16 protein-coding genes are annotated in these 18,628 nt (G+C 66.6%); 12 read left to right on the forward strand and 4 right to left on the reverse strand.

Annotated elements, in window-relative coordinates; all coding sequences use genetic code 11:
* The first annotated feature begins 62 nt into the window (after positions 1–62).
* From ACQZF9_RS04900 to acpS, 4 genes are all read left to right on the forward strand, one after another.
* Entirely contained in the window at positions 63–3,155 is a 3,093-nt protein-coding gene (locus tag ACQZF9_RS04900; RefSeq protein ID WP_428312143.1) for a carboxypeptidase-like regulatory domain-containing protein, read from the forward strand.
* A gap of 206 nt (positions 3,156–3,361) precedes the next feature.
* Positions 3,362–4,651 carry a hypothetical protein gene (locus tag ACQZF9_RS04905; protein WP_428312144.1) on the forward strand — a complete coding sequence of 430 codons (1,290 nt, stop codon included), beginning with the start codon at positions 3,362–3,364 and terminating at the stop codon, positions 4,649–4,651.
* 98 nt (positions 4,652–4,749) lie between these two features.
* Positions 4,750–5,493: a pyridoxine 5'-phosphate synthase gene (locus ACQZF9_RS04910; protein WP_428312145.1), complete on the forward strand. Its 744-nt coding sequence runs from the start codon at positions 4,750–4,752 to the stop codon at positions 5,491–5,493.
* A gap of 1 nt (position 5,494) precedes the next feature.
* The gene (gene acpS, locus ACQZF9_RS04915; RefSeq protein WP_428312146.1) at positions 5,495–5,953 is read left to right on the forward strand and encodes a holo-ACP synthase; all 459 of its coding nucleotides are present in this window, start codon (positions 5,495–5,497) and stop codon (positions 5,951–5,953) included.
* A 10-nt stretch (positions 5,954–5,963) separates the two neighbouring features.
* Here acpS and ACQZF9_RS04920 read toward each other — a convergent pair whose 3' ends face one another.
* Positions 5,964–8,303: an ATP-binding protein gene (locus ACQZF9_RS04920; protein ID WP_428312147.1), complete on the reverse strand. Its 2,340-nt coding sequence runs from the start codon at positions 8,301–8,303 to the stop codon at positions 5,964–5,966.
* 39 nt (positions 8,304–8,342) lie between these two features.
* On the opposite strand from ACQZF9_RS04920, the gene cysM reads away from it, so the two are divergent.
* The 8 genes from cysM (at position 8,343) to ACQZF9_RS04960 (ending at position 15,313) form a co-directional block, all read left to right on the forward strand.
* Positions 8,343–9,233 (forward strand): cysteine synthase CysM, encoded by an 891-nt coding sequence (gene cysM, locus ACQZF9_RS04925; RefSeq protein WP_428312148.1) that lies wholly within the window; start codon positions 8,343–8,345, stop codon positions 9,231–9,233.
* A gap of 159 nt (positions 9,234–9,392) precedes the next feature.
* A complete protein-coding gene (locus ACQZF9_RS04930; RefSeq protein ID WP_428312149.1) occupies positions 9,393–10,175 on the forward strand; it encodes a 3'-5' exonuclease in 783 nt (260 codons plus the stop codon).
* A gap of 166 nt (positions 10,176–10,341) precedes the next feature.
* The gene (gene rlmD / locus ACQZF9_RS04935; protein WP_428312150.1) at positions 10,342–11,667 is read left to right on the forward strand and encodes a 23S rRNA (uracil(1939)-C(5))-methyltransferase RlmD; all 1,326 of its coding nucleotides are present in this window, start codon (positions 10,342–10,344) and stop codon (positions 11,665–11,667) included.
* A gap of 197 nt (positions 11,668–11,864) precedes the next feature.
* Positions 11,865–12,338: a CYTH domain-containing protein gene (locus tag ACQZF9_RS04940; RefSeq protein ID WP_428312151.1), complete on the forward strand. Its 474-nt coding sequence runs from the start codon at positions 11,865–11,867 to the stop codon at positions 12,336–12,338.
* On the forward strand, positions 12,319–12,822 hold the full coding sequence (locus ACQZF9_RS04945; RefSeq protein WP_428312152.1) for a L,D-transpeptidase family protein: 504 nt from the start codon (positions 12,319–12,321) through the stop codon (positions 12,820–12,822). Before ACQZF9_RS04940 ends, ACQZF9_RS04945 begins: the two co-directional genes overlap by 20 nt.
* 49 nt (positions 12,823–12,871) lie before the next feature.
* Positions 12,872–13,843, forward strand: coding sequence for a beta-N-acetylhexosaminidase (gene nagZ, locus ACQZF9_RS04950; protein WP_428312153.1), 972 nt, complete (start codon positions 12,872–12,874; stop codon positions 13,841–13,843).
* Complete coding sequence (locus tag ACQZF9_RS04955) at positions 13,843–14,436, forward strand: hypoxanthine-guanine phosphoribosyltransferase (RefSeq protein ID WP_428312154.1); 594 nt, start codon at positions 13,843–13,845, stop codon at positions 14,434–14,436. The genes nagZ and ACQZF9_RS04955 overlap by 1 nt, the downstream gene beginning before the upstream one ends.
* 109 nt (positions 14,437–14,545) lie before the next feature.
* On the forward strand, positions 14,546–15,313 hold the full coding sequence (locus tag ACQZF9_RS04960; RefSeq protein ID WP_428312155.1) for an S-methyl-5'-thioinosine phosphorylase: 768 nt from the start codon (positions 14,546–14,548) through the stop codon (positions 15,311–15,313).
* Positions 15,314–15,390: 77 nt separating this feature from the next.
* Here ACQZF9_RS04960 and ACQZF9_RS04965 read toward each other — a convergent pair whose 3' ends face one another.
* The 3 genes from ACQZF9_RS04965 to ACQZF9_RS04975 are packed head-to-tail and all read right to left on the reverse strand — an operon-like array spanning position 15,391 to position 18,619.
* Positions 15,391–15,876 (reverse strand): GNAT family N-acetyltransferase, encoded by a 486-nt coding sequence (locus ACQZF9_RS04965; RefSeq protein WP_428312156.1) that lies wholly within the window; start codon positions 15,874–15,876, stop codon positions 15,391–15,393.
* Positions 15,873–16,697 (reverse strand): general secretion pathway protein GspB, encoded by an 825-nt coding sequence (locus tag ACQZF9_RS04970; RefSeq protein ID WP_428312157.1) that lies wholly within the window; start codon positions 16,695–16,697, stop codon positions 15,873–15,875. Before ACQZF9_RS04970 ends, ACQZF9_RS04965 begins: the two co-directional genes overlap by 4 nt.
* Entirely contained in the window at positions 16,694–18,619 is a 1,926-nt protein-coding gene (locus tag ACQZF9_RS04975; RefSeq protein WP_428312158.1) for an AAA family ATPase, read from the reverse strand. Before ACQZF9_RS04975 ends, ACQZF9_RS04970 begins: the two co-directional genes overlap by 4 nt.
* Positions 18,620–18,628: the final 9 nt, after the last annotated feature.

Raw genomic sequence — 18,628 nt, forward strand, 5'->3', positions numbered from 1 at the left:
CGCGTGCGCCCAGCGGTGCGATCCATTCGTCAATCAGCATTCTTTCCGGCAGGAACAAAACGATGAAAAACCAACATGTACTGGTATCCGCGCTGCTATGCGCCGTATTGGCGGCTTGCGGAGGCGGCGGTGGATCCGCAGAAGGCGGCGACAAGGAGCCGAGTGTTTCCTTGAGCCTGTCGCCCAGCGCTGTTTTGCAGGGGGCGACCTCGACCTTGAGCTGGACGACGAGCAACGTCGGCAGCTGCGTCGCCAGCGGTGCCTGGAGCGGATCGCGTGCCGTCAGCGGCAGCGAGAGCGTCTCACCGGCGGCGGCCGGCGCGCTGATTTACACGCTGACCTGCAACGGCGACGCCGGCAGCGCCAGCGCCAGCGCGACGCTGACGGTGTCGCCAAGCTCGGTGAAGCAGTCACTGACCTTGACCGGCTTTGTCACCGTCGCCGGCACGCCGGGCCAGCTGTTGCCGGGTGCCAGCGTCGTCATCGCTGCCGGCAGCGACAGTGAAACCACGACGACCGACGCCAGCGGCGCATATAGCGTTACCGTCGAAGTCGACGATCCGAGCGTGGTGATCAGCGCGGTGGCAACAGCGGCGATGTCGTCGTCGCCGACGGCCACGCACAGCAAGGCAGCAGCGGTTGCCGCGCCTCGTCCGGCATCGTTGATGCCGCAAATGAAGTCGCCCGACTCGCCGCGCCGCGCCAGCCCGGGCCAGCGCCACACCACGCTGGACGCGAAGTCCGTTGGCAATGTCGTGCGCGCACCGGCGTCGGTCGATCGCGGCAAGTCATCGCAGCCGCAGGCAGCTGACAGCACGTCGATCAAGCTCAGTTCGATTCTCGGCAGCTTCGCCGATCTGAAGGCCGCAGCCGGCGACGCTACCGCCGACTCGTCCGAGAACATCCGCAACAACATCACCCAGCTGAGCACCGCGGAAGCGGTGCTCGTCACCGAGGCCAACGACGGCGCGATTCCGGCCAACGGTACGCAGCTCGATGGTGCGCTGACAGCGATCAAGGCCGACCAGCAACTGCAGCTGGCCGGCACGCTGAAGTTGATCATCCAGGACTCGGACTATCCGCTGCCCGCCGGAGCCGGTGACACGCTGGCGTTCGCTAGCTCGGCCGCGGTCCGCGACCCGTATATCGACGGCATCCTGTCCACCGATCAGGGCGCTGCGGACCTGCAGGCGGCGATCGATCAGACGCTGGCCGATCCGCAGGCAGTCGAGCAGCCTTCTGCGGCGAGCGTGCCGGCGTCGCTGCTGCTGAGTCAGCCGGTGGCTTCGAATCCGGTGGGCTACGGCAACTACCAGGCACTGGCGACCGCGTTCACGTTCGCCGCAGATGGCACGGGAACGTACGCCAATTCCAGTGTGAATACGTCCACGCATTGGGCCCCGCAGGGCACCGCCATCCACGTCACGCTGGATACGCCGGACCGCTTCAGCTACACGACAGTCAATGCCCAGGAGGAAATCGTGGATGCGACCGACGCTTACTCGGTGGTCGATCTGGTCCGGACTGGCGACATGGCCTATGCCGCGACCTTCAGCGGCCTGCATAGCGAGACGCCGGTTGACGATCCGACGCAGCCGCCGACGACGACGGCCGCGCGCCGCCAGGACAGCCTGGTGAGCCTGATGCCCAACGCCGGTCTGAAGTCGATCGCGGCCGAAAGCCTGGTCGGCCTGAAGTGGGTCGCGCCGATCTTCAGGGTTGACCCGGTCAACCCGGGCTTCGGTTTTCAAGGCGATGTTCTCGACTTCGCCAGCGGTGGCGTCGGCAGCGCGCGATATCTCGCTCAGAGTTTCATTTACACCAACGATGCCGACGGGGCTTTGAAAGTAACGCTGGCCGACGGTGCCGTGCTGAGCTACTACCGCTACGCGGATATCGACGCGGCGGCTGGTTACTGGCTGGTCGACTACGTCAAGGGTGGCGTGCATCGCGTCGATGTTGCGCTGGCGATCAGCGCGCCGCTGGATCTGCACTACACCGACAGCAACGCAGCCGGAACCTACTATCTCTTCGGCTACGGCGACGAGTCGGCGGACAATGCAACGCTGAACGCCGGCACCACCGGCTTTGCGCAACGTCTTCTCAGCAATCACACCGCTGCATCGGACTACTCGTCCGTCAACAACAGCCGCAACGCGCAGGGCGGTGCCAATCGCGTCTGGTCGGTCGATACGGCCAGCGGTTCGTTGTTGATCCGCTCGTACTACGATGTCGAAACCGGGGAAGACCCTTGCGATCCTGCGGCGTCGACCTGCGTGCTGTACGCCGAGCGCGAGCTGATCCCGATTCAAGTCAGCGCCGATGGTCGCTGGCACTACGTGATCGAGCATCGCCGCTTCGGCGATGGCCCGGATGGCGAGATCACGCCGACAACGCCGGATGAGTACCTGACCCGCCTTTACGAAGTGCAGGGGCCTGACATGATCAGCGGCAGCTGGGAGCTGGTGTCGTACAACGGCGAGCCGTCGTCGCCACACGCCGATATCTTCAGCTTCTTCAGCGACGGCAGCGTGATCGCGGCGATCAACGATCAGGACCCCAGCTGCGCCAATAACGGCCAGGGTCTACAGCTCGGTCGCTTCGAGTGGCCGCTGGTCGCCGACCTGCAGAACCTGGTCAGCGGGCCGCTGAGCGCGAGCCTGACGATCAATCAGCCCGGTGACGGCTGCGGCCTCGGCAGTGCGCTGAAGCCGGGTGGCGTGAAGATCCAGCTCAACGGCCTGGGCGAGCTGGTCGTCGACGACGGTGGCGACATCAGCGTATTGCGTCGAGTGCCCGGTGCTCAGGATCAGCTCAGCGGTTCCTGGCTGGCCGGAGCCGCGAGCGAAAAGCCACTGGCCCCGGGTACGAACCCTGCGGTGATCTCGTTCTTCGCCGACGGCCGCTATGTACTGGCGAGCGTCGACAGCGGTGATCCGGATTGTGCCGACAGCGGTGTCGAGTATGGCCAGTACAGCTTCGACGCGTCCAAGCATCAGCTGAGCTTTCATGATCTGACGCTCGATACCAGTACCTGCGGCGCCGTCGACAAGGGCGACACCGCCGGCGTCTTCGGCGCGCAGGTCGAGCGCAATCGTCTGCAGCTGAGCGATGACGGCGACCTCGTTCCGTTCCTGAAATTGTCGGCGCCTTGAACCGTCATCTCGCAAGCACCCGGGAGCCCATGCCTTGTACGTGTCCCTCGCGCTCGATGTCGCCGATGCGGGAGATGTTTTGTGCGGGATCGGTCGGCCACGCCTGAGACCACTTGTCATCAAGCTTGCTGATGAAGCAAGTCGTTTCGATCGGTATCTAGTTCTTCAGCCCGGCGAATGAGCGCCGGTATTGACGGGGAATGGAAATGGTCAAAAAGGTCGAATCACTTTTGCTGTTCACCGCGCTGATGATCCTGGGTCATGGCGCAGTCCGGGCGCAGGATCAAGCGGGGGGTGGCGCAGAGCCAACAGCAGCGGGTAGTTCGGAGCTTCAGGTTGAGGCAGACAAGGCCAAGTCCCTGGCGGACACGGCAGCGGAGATCGCCGGCAAGCCAGTGTTGGCGGCAGCGGTGCCGGACCACCTGAACGGCGATCCGGTCACCGATTCGCCGCTGCAGCTGATAAGGAACGCCACGGTGTCGGCTGCAAGGGCGAAGCAGGCTGCCGACAGCGTCGCTCCCGCCGCACTGTCGAAACCGACGATAGGCGATCCCGTCGTGCCCGACCGCCAGGACTCCGCAGCCGAAACCGCCAGGGCTGCCGGCGTCGCGACTGAAGCCGCCACGGCTGCAGCGGTCGCGGCCATGCAGGTAGCGGCGCAGTCGAAGCGGGCGGCGGCAGATGCGGCAGCCGAGCTGGAGAAAAAAAGGGAAAACTTGGAGGCGCAACGCAAGGCCTTCGAGCGTGCCCTGGCAACTGGCTCGTCCCGCGGCAAATCAGCAGAGCTGAACGCACTCAAACGAAATGCAGAGACCGCTGAACAAGATGCGTCGGAGGCCGAAGTCAAGGCAACGCAAGCCAAGAAGACATCGGCCGCCGCGGACGACACTGTGAAAAACACACTGTCGACGGTGGAAAGCGCCAAGGCCGCCGCCGACAAAGCAGCCGGCGGCACTGGCAACGGTCCGAAGCTTCAGAGCGCCTTCGGTTTCTCCGTGGGACTGGGAGCGGATTTTCACTCGCAACGCTACATAGAAACCGCATCGGTGAACGGCACCAACCAGATCGTCACGATCGACAAGGCCTACAAGGTCCAGCCATCAGTGTGGGCCGTGGCCAGCTACACCAAGCTGACTCCTTGCACGGCTGCCTGGCAGAAGCTCTTCTGCAATTCGGATATCAGGCCCGGAATGTTTTTCGGCGCGAAGCTGCTGGATCAGTCCGGTGAATCGGTCACGGCGGTCGCATTGGGCATTCAGCTCAGCCTGGTCGAGCAAGACAAGCAAAATGTAGTGGGTATCGACAATGCCGTCGCCATAAGGGATACGTTCAAGCAAGGTTGGAACGTGGGCATCGGTTACATGGTCCACAAGACGCAACGCCTGGCCGATGGCATCAGCGAAGGGCAGCCATTGCCTGCCCAGTACAGCGGGATCAAGTACTCGAATTCTTTCGACAAGGGATTCGTGATCATGATCTCCCGCTCGGTATTTTGAGCCTCGCAAGTCGACCGGTCTGGCAGAGTGCGTGCCTTCGGCGAAATCGTCGAGGTACGAAGCGGTTAACATAAGCGTCCGCTCTGCCTCCTTTTTTTATGACGACTCCAGCGCTTCGCCTCGGCATCAACGTCGATCACGTCGCCACCGTGCGCCAGGCGCGCGGTGCGCCTTATCCGGATCCGGTCGAAGGCGCGCTGCTTGCCGCTGAGGCCGGCGCGCATTCGATCACCGTGCATTTGCGCGAAGACCGGCGGCATATCCAGGATCATGACGTGCAGCGTCTGCTGGCCGTCAGCAAGGTGCCGGTGAATCTGGAGATGGCGGTGACCGACGAGATGGTCGCGATCGCCTGCCGCCTGAAACCGGCGTATGTCTGCCTGGTGCCGGAGAAGCGCGAGGAGCGCACCACCGAAGGCGGGCTGGATGTCGCCGGGCAGTTGGGGCGGATCAGGGATGTGTGTGCGCGGCTGGCGGACTTTGGCATCCAGACCAGCCTGTTCGTCGATCCGGATCCGGAGCAGCTTGAAGCCTGCATCGCCAGCGGCGCGCCGCACCTGGAGATTCACACCGGCACTTACGCGGATGCTTCGCACTTCGAGTCGGCGGCGGGCGAGTTCGTCGTCATCGATGATTTCGCGCGCGCGGCGCATGCGGCGGGTATCGAGGTGCATGCGGGCCACGGTCTGAACCTGCACAACGTCGGGCCGATCGCGGGTATCAAGGCGATCGTCGAACTCAACATCGGCCACGCCGTGGTGGCGCGCGCGCTGATGGTCGGTATGCGCGAGGCGGTGTCTGAAATGCTGGCGGCGATGCGCGCCGGCCGCGCGTCGGCCTGAGATGAGCGAGCGTCCGCTACGTCGCGGTGGCTGCTATGCCAGCGGCGTGGCGCGCGCTGCGCCGCCAGCGGCGCCGCGCAGCGCGATTTACGGCGTCGGCATCGACGTGCTGCATATATCGCGCATGGCCGAAGTGCATGGCCGTCACCCGGATCGGCTGGCCAAGCGGCTGCTGCATCCGCTGGAGATGCAGCGACTGAGTACTGCGAAAAACCCAGTGAATTACCTGGCGAAGTGCTTCGCCGTGAAGGAGGCCTTCGTCAAGGCGCTGGGCACCGGCTTTCGCGGCATCGCGCATGACGAGGTGGGCTGGACCAGGGTCGAACACGGACGGCCGGAGCTGTGCGTGACGCCCCGCGTGCAGGCAATGCTCAGCGGCCTCGGCATCGGCGCGATGCATTTGAGCCTGACCGACGAGCTGGATCTGGTGTGCGCGGTGGTGACCCTGGAGCGTGCTTGAGGCAGCTGCGTTACGCAGCGGGGTCTTTGGCGGAATCTTCGGCAGCTGCTGCCTCGGCCTCGCGCGTTGCGCCCATGCCGCCGAGCGTCTCGTAGAGCGCCGCTCGCAGCCGCGGCAAACCGCCGGCGACGACGCCGCTGAAGGCCGAGGCCGCGAGCTGCTCTTCCATGTCGCTGGCCGCGGCTTTCAACTGCGTCAGCTTGTAGAACGCGGCGCTGCCGTTGAGGGTGTGCGCGGCGGCGCGCGCGGCCACGGCGTCGCCGCGCGAGAACGCGTCTTCCAGGTCCTTGAGCTGCAGTGGCAGTTCTTCGCGCAGCAGTTCGAGCAGTTCGGCGTCCTGGGCGAGGCGCGAGGGGCCGGCGGCGGGGCGTACCAGCTCGCGCGTCATGCCGGGCGTCAGCGCGCGCAGCAGCTGCGCTTCGTCGAAGGGTTTGATCAGCACCTCGTCGGCGCCGGCTTCGCGTAGCGCCTGGCGCTCCTGCGGTGCGAGATGCGCGGAGGTCGCGACCACGCGGGTGCGCGTCTCGACGCGCCGGTCGAGTTCGTGCGCGCGCATCGCGCGCACCACGCCGAGGCCGTCGAGGCCGGGCATGCGGTAGTCGATCAGCGCGAAGTCGCAGCCGCGGCTGCGCCAGATCTCCACGGCCTGATCGCCGTCGCGCGCCTCGAGCACGGTGGCGCCGAGTTCGCGGCCGAGCGCGGCGAGATAGCGCAGGTTCGACGGGTTGTTGTCGGCGATCAGCAGGGTCTGGCCATCGAGCATCGGCTTGGCGCGGCCGATGCGCACCAGATCGCAGAGTTCGCGATACAGCTGCAGGCGGCCGACCGACTTCGGCAGCGCGCGCGCGGCGCCGAGGTCGATCGCCTCCTGCTGGTCGCTGGGCGAGGCCGAGGTCAGCAGCGCCAGCAGCGGCGGGTGCGCGTCCATGCACAGGCTGCCGAGCGTCTGCATCGTTTCCTGCTGCAGTTCGGCGGGCTTGAGGCCGGCGATCACCAGGTCCGGCCGGTTCTGCCGCGGTGCGTGGCGCAGCCGCTGCACCAGCAAACTCAGGTCGTCGAAGGCGGTAACTTCGATGCCCCAGAACTGCAACGAATGGCTCAGCGCCAGGCCGGCAGTCGGGTGGGTTTCGCAGGTCCAGATGTTGCGGTTGCGCAGGTGATCCCACTGCTGCAGCGCGCCGGGCGAGGCGCCCAGCTCGACCAGCACGCTGAAGGTGCTGCCGTGGCCGGGTTCGCTTTCGACGCTAATGCTGCCGGACATCGCGTCGACCAGCTTCTTGACGATGGTCAGGCCCAGACCGGTACCCGGCTGGCGGCTGACGCCCTGGAACTGCTCGAACGGCAGGAACAGGCGCTGCCGCTGCTGCTCGGTCAGGCCGCTGCCGCTGTCGGTGACCGACGCGCGCAGCCACACGCGGCTGCCCTGTTCGCGCTCCTTCATCACCCGCAGCACCACTTCGCCGTGCTCGGTGAACTTGATCGCATTGCTCAGCAGGTTGGTCAGCACCTGGCGCAGGCGCTGCGCGTCGCCCTCGAGCTGCAGCGGCACGTCGTGATAGATGATGTGCACCAGCTCGAGCTGCTTTTCGTAGGCCAGCGGCGCCAGCAGCGCGACCACGTCCTCGACCGCGTCGGCGAGGTCGAAGCGCTCGATGTTCAGCGTCAGCCGCCCGGCCTCGATGCGGCTCCAGTCGAGCACGTCGTTGAGCATCGACAGCAGGCCGCGCGCGCTGCGGTCCAGCGTCGCCAGGTAGTCGTCCTGCTGCTCGGTGAGCCGGGTCTTGCGCAGCAGGTCGGAGAAACCCAGGATCGCCGTCAGTGGCGTGCGCAGCTCGTGGGTCATGCCGGAAAACAGCTCCGACTGCTGGCGGAAATTCTTCTGCACACCGCCCAGGTTCTGGTGCGCCAGCCGCAGCTCGGACTTGGCCCGGTCCAGGTCCAGACGCAGCCGGCCGATCGCGGTCTGCATGCGCTGCTCGAGCTGGTCGCGATAGCCCAGCATCTGCTGGCTGACCAGGTTCATCTGTACGCCGATCTCCTGCAGCCCGGGCGGCAGGTTGCTCGGCAGCCGCGCCTCGAGGCGGCCCTGGGCGATGTTGCGCAGCGCCTGCTCCAGGCTCCGCAGCAGCTGGCCCCAGCGCCGCAGCTGCAGCAGGTTGAGCACCAGCATCGTCGCGGCGTTGCCAAACACGATCACGCGCAGCCAGGTCGGTACCGTGTCGGGCGCCAGCAACCAGAAGATCAGCGCCACCCAGGCGGTCAGGAACGAGGGTGCCAGCCAGACCATGGCCAGGATCATCCAGCGCAGCCGGCCCAGGTGTGCAGGCGGGTTCAGCAGCATCATCGGCATCGGCGAGACCTGGCGCGCATCGGCTAAACTTCCGCTTCCATGAAGAGCACTTCCCTGGCCGATTTTATCGGCAATACACCGCTGGCCGAACTGCGTCGATTGCCGGGTATCGGCACCAACCGCCTGCTGGCCAAGCTGGAGGGCAATAACCCGGCCGGCTCGGTCAAGGATCGCCCAGCCTACTCGATGATCCGGCGCGCCGAAGAACGCGGCGAAATCAAGCCCGGCGACACGCTGATCGAGGCCACCTCGGGCAACACCGGCATCGCGCTGGCGATGGCCGCGGCGATGCGCGGTTACCGCATGCTGCTGATCATGCCGGCGCACATGAGCGCCGAGCGCCGCGCCGCGATGAAGGCCTTCGGCGCGGAGATCATCCTGGTCAGCAAGGAGGAGGGCATGGAAGGCGCCCGCGACCTCGCCCAGGCGATGCAGGCGCAGGGCAAGGGCCGCGTGCTGGACCAGTTCGCCAACCCGGACAATCCGCGCGCGCACTACGAGGGCACCGGCCCGGAAATCTGGCGCGACACCGGCGGCAGCATCACGCATTTCGTCGCGACGATGGGCACCACCGGCACCATCATGGGCACCAGCCGGTTCCTGAAAGAGCAGAACCCCTCGATCCAGGTGATCGGCGTGCAGCCGCAGGGCGAAAGCTCGATCCCCGGCATCCGCAAATGGCCGGAAGAATACCTGCCGAAAATTTTCGACCGCTCGCGCATCGACCGCGTGATCGAAGTCACCGCCACCGATGCCGAGGCGACGATGCACGCGCTGGCGCGCAGCGAAGGCCTGTTCTGCGGGCCGTCGTCCGGCGGCTCGGTGTGGGCGGCGCTGCAGCTGTGCAAGACGCTCGAGAACGCGACGATCGCCTGCATCATCTGCGATCGTGGGGACCGGTATATCTCCACTGGCGTGTTCCCGGATTAGCTTTCCTTCAATCCCCTTTCCCTCTGGGAGAGGGTCAGGGTGAGGGTCTCGACGTTCGCGCGGCTCTTAAAATCCCTCATCCGCCCCTTCGGGGCACCTTCTCCCGGAGGGAGAAGGGATCACACTCAAGCGGTCTAGCCGATTGCCCATCGTATTCACATGACCGACACCACCCTGGTCTTCGACATCGAGACCATCCCCGACATCGAAGGCGCACGGCGCATTCACGATCTGCCGAACGCCAGTGACGAGGAAGTCTGGCTGGCGATGCGCACGCTGCGCCTGGCCACGCGTGGCAACGATTTCATGCCGGCGCACCTGCAGAAAATCGTCGCGATCAGCTGCGTGCTGCGCACCGGCAACGACATGCGCATCTGGTCGCTCGGCGACGAGGGCGCCGAAGAGGGCGAGCTGGTGCAGCGCTTCTTCGACGGCATCGAGCGCTACAAGCCGACGCTGGTGTCCTGGAACGGCGGCGGCTTCGACCTGCCGGTGCTGCATTACCGCGCGCTGGTGCACGGCGTGCAGGCCAAGGCCTACTGGGACAACGGCACGTTCGACCGCGACAGCAAGTGGAACAACTACCAGAAGCGCTACGAGTACAGGCACACCGATCTGATGGACGTGCTGGCGATGTACAGCGGCCGCAACAACGCGCCGCTGCACGAGATCGCGGTGCTGCTCGGCTTCCCCGGCAAGCTCGGCATGGACGGCTCCAAGGTGTTCGAGGCCTGGCGCAACGGCGGCATCGCCGACATCCGCGCGTATTGCGAAACCGACGTGCTCAACACCTGGCTGGTGTACCTGAAATTCCAGCGCATGCGCGGCATCCTGAGTGCCGAAGAACTGGCCGACGAACTCGACCGCGTGCGCGATTACCTGGCCGCGTCCGACGAGCCGCACTGGTCGGAATTCGCGGTGGCATGGGATCCGGAGGCATGAGCCTGCGTTTGCTTTTCCTCTCTCCCGCGTGCGGGAGAGAGTCCCGCGCAGCGGGGAGAGAGGGCGCTTTTGCCGCACGGCCCGCGGCTGCGCCGCGCCCTCTCCCGGCGCTCGCGCCCCACCCTCTCTCGCACGCGGGAGAGGGGACAATCAATCAAGAAATCTAATGGCGCGTCATCGTCGTAAACCGCCGCCCGCCGGCGAATTCCTCGCGGACGTGATCGACCTGGCCGAGGACGGCCGCGGCGTCGCGCGCATCGACGGCAAGGTGCTGTTCGTCGCCGACGCGCTGCCCGGCGAGCGCGTGCGCTTTCGCTATACGCGGGTGACGCGCGAACTCGATGAAGGCCAGACCGTCGGCGTCGAAGTCGCGTCCGCCGACCGCGTTACGCCGCTGTGCAAGCACTTCGGCGTGTGCGGCGGCTGCGCCTTGCAGCATCTCGCGCCAGAAGCGCAGATCCGCTACAAGCAGAACCAGCTGATTCAGGCCTTCGCGCGCATCGGCAAGGTCACGCCGGAGGCGATCGCCGAGCCGCTGACCGGCCCGGTCTGGGGTTATCGCCGCCGCGCCCGCCTCGGCGCCAAGTACGTCAGCGCGCGCAGCACCGCGCTGGTGGGTTTTCGCGAGCGCGAAAGCTCGTTCCTGGCGGCGCTGGAAAGCTGTGTCGTGCTCGATCCGCGCGTCGGTTTGAAATTGCGCGCGCTGGGCGAGCTGATCGCCGATCTCAGCATCCGCGCGCAGCTGCCGCAGATCGAAGTCGCGGCGTCGACGGAAGTGGTCGCGCTGGTGCTGCGCGTGATGTCGCCGCCGGATGCGCAGGACCTCGCAAAGCTACGGGCTTTTGCGTTGGAGCACGATGTCGATTTCTATCTGCAGCCCGGCGGACCGGACACGGTCGCGCCGCTGGCGCCGCCGCCGCGCGAGCTCAGCTACGCGCCGCTGCAGGAGCCGGATCGTCTGCATTTCCGGCCGACCGATTTCATCCAGGTCAATGGCGAGCTCAGCCGCAAGGCGGTGCAGCAGGCGATGGACTGGCTGGCGCCGCAGCGCGGTGAGCACGTGCTGGAGCTGTTCAGCGGCCTCGGCAATTTCTCGATTCCGTTGGCGCGTGCCGGCGTACAGCTACATGCGGTCGAAGGCGAAGACGCGCTGGTGCAGCGCGCGCGCGACAACGCGCAGCGGCTCGGGTTGGAGATCGAATTTTCGCGCGCCAACCTGTTCGAGCCGCAGCTCGAGGCGCCCTGGGCGCACGCGCAGTACGACGCCGTATTGTTGGACCCACCGCGCGCCGGCGCACAGGAGATTCTGCCGCTGCTCGGCAAGCTCGCGCCGCAGCGGATTCTGTACGTGTCCTGCCATCCCGGCACGCTGGCGCGCGACGCCGGCCTGCTGGTGCGCGAGCACGGCTACAAACTGGTCCGCGCCGGCGTGATGGACATGTTCCCGCACACCGCGCACGTCGAGAGCATGGCGCTGTTCGAGCGGGTTTAAGCAGCGCTCAACGACACCCGTTCGTCCCGAGTAGCCGGGCGTGCCCGGCGTATCGAGGGACCCGTCCGCGATCCGGTCCCTCGATACGGCCCGCAAGCGGGCCTACTCGGGACGAACGGCTTGTCGTCTGTTCTCCTAAAGCAGAAGCTGAGCAGAGCAGGGCTTACAATGCGCGCTCGTCATCAAGAACCCTCCCCATGCCGCTGGAAATCGAACGCAAGTTCCTCGTTACCGGTGACGGCTGGCGCGCGCAGGCGCACAAACGCATCGCCATGCGCCATGGTTATCTGACCGAATTGAATGCGCCGGCCTCGGTGCGCGTGCGCGTCGAAGGCGACATCGGCAAGCTCAACGTCAAGCAGGCCGTGGTCGGCATGTCGCGAGCCGAGTACGAATACACGATCCCGGCCGCCGATGCCGAAGAAATGATCGCGACGCTGTGCCGCGGCCTGATCCTGAAGACGCGGCATTACGTCGATCACGCCGGCCACCTGTGGGAAGTCGACGAGTTCGAAGGCGACAATGCCGGGCTGGTCGTCGCCGAAATCGAGCTGAGCAGCGAGACCGAGGCTTTCGATACGCCCGCGTGGATCGGCGCCGAAGTCACCAGCGAGCGCCGCTACTACAACAACGCGCTCGCCAGCCATCCGTATGCAAGCTGGCAGCGCTGACATCGCGACCGAGCTGCACATCGATCTGACGCGCCAGCGCCTGCGTCTGCTGCGCTGCGGCGATACCGTGCGCGACTACCGGGTGTCCACCGGCGCCAACGGCATCGGCGAAATCGGCGGCTCCGGCATGACGCCGCGCGGCCTGCACCTGGTGCGTGCGCGCATCGGCGCTGGCGCCGCCAGCGGCAGCGTGTTCCGCGGCCGCCGTGCGACCGGCGAAATCTGGTCGCCGACGCTGCACGCGGCGCATCCCAAGCGCGACTGGATCCTGACGCGCATCCTGTGGCTGTCCGGCCTGGAGCGCGGTCGCAACCGCCTCGGCTGTGTCGACACGTTCCGGCGTTACATCTACATCCACGGCACGCCCGCCGCGTACCCATTGGGCGCGCCGGGTTCGCACGGCTGTGTTCGCATGGCCAACGACGACATCGTCGAACTGTTCGAGCATGTGCCGGTCGGAACGCGCGTGCTGCTGCACGAATAGCCCCACCGACCTTTCCTAAAAATACTGCACACCACAGAGCCGCATTCGCATGCCCTCATCCTTGATTGGCCCGATCATGGCCGATGTCCCCGGCCAGGAACTCACAGCGGAAGACCGCGAGGTCCTGCGGCATCCGCTGGTCGGCGGCGTCATTCTGTTCACGCGCAACTATCACGACCCGGCGCAACTCGCCGCGCTATGCAAGGAGCTGCTGGCGCTCAAATCATCGCCGCGCCTGCTGCTGGCGGTGGACCACGAGGGCGGGCGAGTGCAGCGCTTTCGTGTCGGCTTCACCCGCGTGCCGGCGATGGCGACGATGGGCCGGCTGTATCTGGAAGACGCGCCGCGCGCCGTCATGGAGACGCAAGCTTGGGGTGCGACCATTGGCCGCGAGTTGGCCGGCTATGGTTTCGATCTGAGCTTCGCGCCGGTGCTGGACGTCGACACCGGCATGAGCCAGATCATCGGCGACCGCGCTTTTTCCGGCGATCCGCAGACCGTCATCGATCTCGCGCGTGCGCTGCGTAACGGCCTGCGCAGTGCGGGCCTGGCGTCGACCGGCAAGCATTTTCCGGGGCATGGCAATGTGGTCGCCGATTCGCATCTGGAGCTGCCGGTGGACAGGCGCGCGATGAAGACCATCGAGTCGCTGGACCTGCTGCCGTTCCAGGCGCTGATCGACGACGGCATCGAGTCGCTGATGATGGCGCACGTGCGTTACACCGCGCTGGACGCGACGCCAGCCTCGCTGTCGCGCAAGTGGATCATGAGCATCCTGCGGCGCAAGCTCGGTTTTCGCGGCGCGATTTTCTGCGACGATCTGTCGATGAATGGCGCGGCCGTGGTTGGTGATTTGGAAGAGCGCGCGCGGCTCGCCTTGCATGCCGGCTGCGACATGCTGCCGGTGTGTAACGACCGCGCCGGCTGCGTCGCGCTGCTGGACGCGCTCAAGGATGTAAAACCGCGCCGCAGCAGTTCGCAGCGACTGGCGGCCTTGTATCGACAGGAGCTCAGCCACTGATGAAAGCCCAGCATCCCCAGGTGGACCAGCAGCAGATCGACGCGGCCCAGCTGGAGGCGCGCGCCGTGCTCGCCGAGGCCGACTGCCTGCACAGCGCCGCCGCCGTGCAGGCGGCCTACGATCGCCTGGCGCGCGACATCAGCGCGAAGTACGCCGAGCACAATCCGCTGGTGCTGACGGTGATGAACGGCGGCCTGATCCCGACTGCGGAGATCGTCGGCCGCCTGACGTTCGCGCTGGAGCAGGACTATCTGCATGCGACGCGTTACCGCGGCGCCACCAGCGGCGGCGGCCTGGTGTGGAAGAAGCAGCCCGACGCCAAGCGCATCAGCGGCCGCCATGTGCTGGTGATCGACGACATCCTCGACGAGGGCCACACGCTGGTCGCGATCCGCAAGGCGCTGCTGGAATTCGAGCCGGCGAGCTTCGCCGTTGCGGTAACCTGCGAGAAAATCCACGACCGCCGTGCGCCCGGCGCTCACGCCGATTTCATCGGCCTGGCGGTGGAAGACCGCTACGTTTTCGGCTGCGGCATGGACTACAAGGAATACTGGCGCCAGCTACCGGCGATTTATGCGGTAAAAGGCATGTGATGTTGGTTCCTGTAGGAGCGGGCTTGCCCGCGATTCTGCTCTCGCAGATATCAGTCGCGGGCAAGCCCGCTCCTACAGGTTCGGTAAAGCGAACCATCGAGATCGATCCATGAGCAACACCACCCCCCGCATCGCCGTCATCGGCGGCACCGGCATGAACCAGTGGCCGGGCCTGGAAATCGACGAGCGCGTCGAAGCGACCACGCCCTACGGCGCACCGTCGGCACCGCTGCTGTTCGGCCGCGTCTACGGCGTGCACGCCTGCTTTCTGGCGCGCCACGGCGAGGGCCACAAGATTCCGCCGCACAAGATCAACTACCGCGCCAACCTGTGGGCGCTGAAGCAGGCTGGCGTCACCGACGTCATCGCGATCGCCGCGGTCGGCGGCATCACGCATTGGTATCCGCCGGCCGCCGTCGGCATCCCGGACGACGCGATCGATTATTCCTACGGCCGCGAGCACACCTACTCCGACGGCAGCGACCAGTGGGAACTGCACCACGTCGAAATGAACCAGCCTTACAGCCCGCGGCTGCGCAAGCACCTGATCGACGCCGCGCGCACCTCCAACCTGGAAGTCGCCGAGCGTGGCGTGATGGGCGTGACCCAGGGCCCGCGCCTGGAGACGCCCGCCGAAATTCGCCGCCTGCAGCACGACGGCTGCGACATCGTCGGCATGACCAGCTTCCCCGAAGCGCCGCTGGCACGCGAACTCGGCCTCGACTATGCCTGCCTCGCGGTGTCGGTGAACTGGGGCGCCGGCATCGGCGAAGGCGGCATCCACGACGAGATCGAGAAGTCGGTCGAGAGCGGCATGTCCAAGGTGCGCATGCTGCTGTCGCGCGCGCTACCGGCGATCGTCGCCAGCCACGGCTGACGAGTCGCGGGCAAGCCCGCTCCTACAAGGAGCCGTTGTAGGAGCGGGCTTGCCCGCGACCGACGAACCAACCACTCTCAACCCGCAGCCCGCACCATATCCACGTGCCAGATGCCGTCTTCGAGATAAGCCTGGCACTGCGTGACGAAACCCAGCGACGCGTAGAACGCTTCCAGATGCTGCTGCCCGGAAAGCGAAACCGGCTGTTGCGGATACCGTTGTGCGCAGTGCTGCAAAGCCTGCAGCATGATGCGCCGCCCCAGGCCGGTGCCGCGCGCCGGCATCGCCACGACGACGCGGCCGATCGCGGGCCCGGACGCGGCAGGTGACTCGCTATGCGGCCGCTTGACGCCCGGCGGAACCAGGCGCAGATAGGCCATCAACTGGCCGCGGTCGTCCAAAGCCGTCAGGTGTTCGCACTGCGGATCGATGCCGTCCATCTCGGGAAATACGCAGTTCTGCTCGACGACGAAAATGTCGGAGCGCAGTTTCAGGAACGCGTAAAGCGTGTCGGCCGACAGCTCGTGCCAGCGATGCCAGCGGTAGCTTGGCTCAGCGCTCATTGCAGCGAATACAGCACGCGCGAGCCGCGGTACTCCAGCACCAGGCCCTCCTGCGCGATCTCGGCCAGGCGCGGGCCCTGGGCCAGCGTGTCGCCCTCGGAGTAGCGCTTGCCGTTGACCAGCACGAAGCGCTTGGCCGGCAGACTGTCCCAGACGTGCACTTCCACCGACAGCGCCGGAAAGTCCGCGCGATATGCCGGCGGCATCTCCGACAAAGGCGTCGCGCTCGCGCCGGTCGCCGAATCGGCGAGCGCCGACAGCGTGGTCGGCGTCGGCGTGCTGTTGAGCGCCGCGCGCGACGGTGACGACGGCACCGGTTGCGGCACGACGATGGGGTCCATGTCGCTGCTGGCGTCCGCCGTTGCCGGGCGGGCGATGAAGTCGTGCTCGCGGATCACGTTGGCTTCTTCGGACGGTTCGGCGCGCGCCTTGTTGGCTGGCGTTTGCGACAGATCGTCGAGCGAGCTGATGTCGGCGTCCTCGTCGAGCGCCGGCGGACCGCTGTCTTCGGGTTCTGCCGCGGTCGGAGCCGGCACTGCGCTTGCCACGTGTGCCGGGCCGCGCACGGTGGCGTTGACCACGCCGGCCGGAGCGGCCGCGACGACGGCCGGCTGCGGCGGCTTGCGCAGCAGCAGAATCACCAGCAGCGCGGCGATCAGCACCAGCAGAAGCAGTCCGGCAACCCGCAGCCAGCGGCGCGAGCCGCGGCCGTCGTCCAGAGCGGGGCGCTCCTGCGCCAGTGCGACGTCTTCTATGCGCGGAGCCTGGCCCAGGTTGCGGTCGCGCTCGGCCTTGCGCAGCGCGTCGAGGATGAAGCTCATCGCGGCGTCGCCAGCGTCGGCGTGCCGGGCAGGCGCTCACCGAGCACGATCAGGGTACGAATGCCGACCAGGCCGTCGGAGTCCAGCCCGCGCTGCGTCTGGAAGCGCTTGAGCTGCTCGGTAAGCTCGTCGTCGAACACGTCCGACACCGGCGCGGCGAGCTTCTGGCCGTTGAATTCGGCCAGGCGCTCGCGCACCCAGGCGACGGACTTGCCACGCATGCCGGGCGACAGATAGTTGTCCGAGGTGTCGCGCTTCCACAGCAGCAGGAACTCGCCGCTCCACAGCGCGTCGAGCTGATCCAGCGGCACACCGATGGTGCCGCGCGCGGTGTCGAGCGTGGCGAACGTCGCGGTCAGGCCGCGCAGCAGCACGTGCTGCACTTCACCGCGGCCGGTGGTCAGCGACAGTACTGCGGGGCGATTCATATTACGCAGATCGGCCCACTCACCGGTGGACTTGTAGCACTCGAGCCCGCGCGCCGACAGCTCGCGGCAGATGTTGGCGCCCTTGTCGATGATCACGTTGCGATCCCACAGCCGGATCAGCCGGCTGACGACGGTCGGCAACGGCTGCGTCGATTGCAGCAGCGTGGTCAGGTCGGCGTTTGCGGGCAGCGGCGGTAGCGGGTCGGCTGCCTCACCAACCGCGCCATCACCCGCTCCCCCGCGAGCGGGGGCGGGCTGGGGTGTGGCCGAAACCTTGCCGGCGCTGCTACTCGTCGTCGACGCGGCCTTGCCATCCGCCTTCGTCGCCGGCGCGCTGGCCTTGGGCTTCTCAGCCGTCGTAGTCGGCGGTGTGGCGGGAGCAGCGGCCGGCGCCTGCACCGTCGTCGCAGCCTTGGCTTCCGGTTTGGAACTGCTCGCAGCGGCTGCGGTATTGCTTGTCGTCGCAGGCGCGGCTGTGGCGGGCTCGGACACGGCGGCTTGCGGCTCGGCGCTCGGTTGCTGCGACTCCGTGGTCGCCGCCGCCTGCGTCGTCGGCTCGTTGGGATCGCGCTTGAAGAAGGTTTCGTACAGCAGCAAGCCCGCGATCACCACCGCCAGTATCGCGAGCGCGGCCTCGACCTGCGCCAGCTTCGGCCGCCACTTCAGCCAGGCCGGCAGCACAATCGGCGCGCGCGGACTGCCGGTCTCGATGGCCGTGCCGCCGATGGACTCGACCGCCGCCTTGCGCACGATCTCGGGCGTTACCCGCCGCGAACCCTGCGCATAGGTGCCGAGCAGCGAGCGGTCGCAGAGGATGTTGATCAGGCGCGGCACGCCGCGCGCCGCGCGATGGATCTCGCGGATCGCGGCCGGCGCAAACACATCCTCATTGGAGCCGGCTACCCGCAGACGATGGCGGATGTATTCGCCGGTCTCGGGCTCGGACAACGGCATCAGGTGATAGCGCGCGGTAATGCGGCTGGCGAGCTGCCGCAGATCCGGCCGCGCCAGCAGTTCGGCCAGCTCCGGCTGACCGATCAGCATGATCCGCAGCAGTTTCTCTTTATGCGTCTCGAGATTGGTCAGCAGCCGCACCTGCTCGAGCACGTCGCGCGGCAGGTTCTGCGCCTCGTCGATGATCAAAACGGTGCGCCGCCCGGCGGCATGCGCCTTCAGCAGATGCGCGTTGAGCGCGTCGACCAGCGTCTTCAGCGTCAGATTCGCGGACTCGTAGACCACGCCGAGCTCGTCGCAGATCGACTGCACGAACTGCAGCTCGTTCTGGCTCGGGTTGTGGATCATAGCCACATCCACATCGACCAGCTTCTGCTCCAGCAGCGTGCGCACGACCGTGGTCTTGCCGGTGCCGACTTCGCCGGTCAGCTGGACGAAGCCCCCGTACTGCCCCGTGCCGTACAGCAGATGCCCCAACGCCTCCTGATGCCTGGGCGACAGGTAAAGATAGCTGGGGTCCGGGGTGATCGTGAACGGCATCTCCCGGAG

This window comes from Hydrocarboniphaga sp., assembly GCF_965279055.1.
In the GTDB taxonomy this organism is placed as follows: Bacteria; Pseudomonadota; Gammaproteobacteria; order Nevskiales; family Nevskiaceae; genus Hydrocarboniphaga.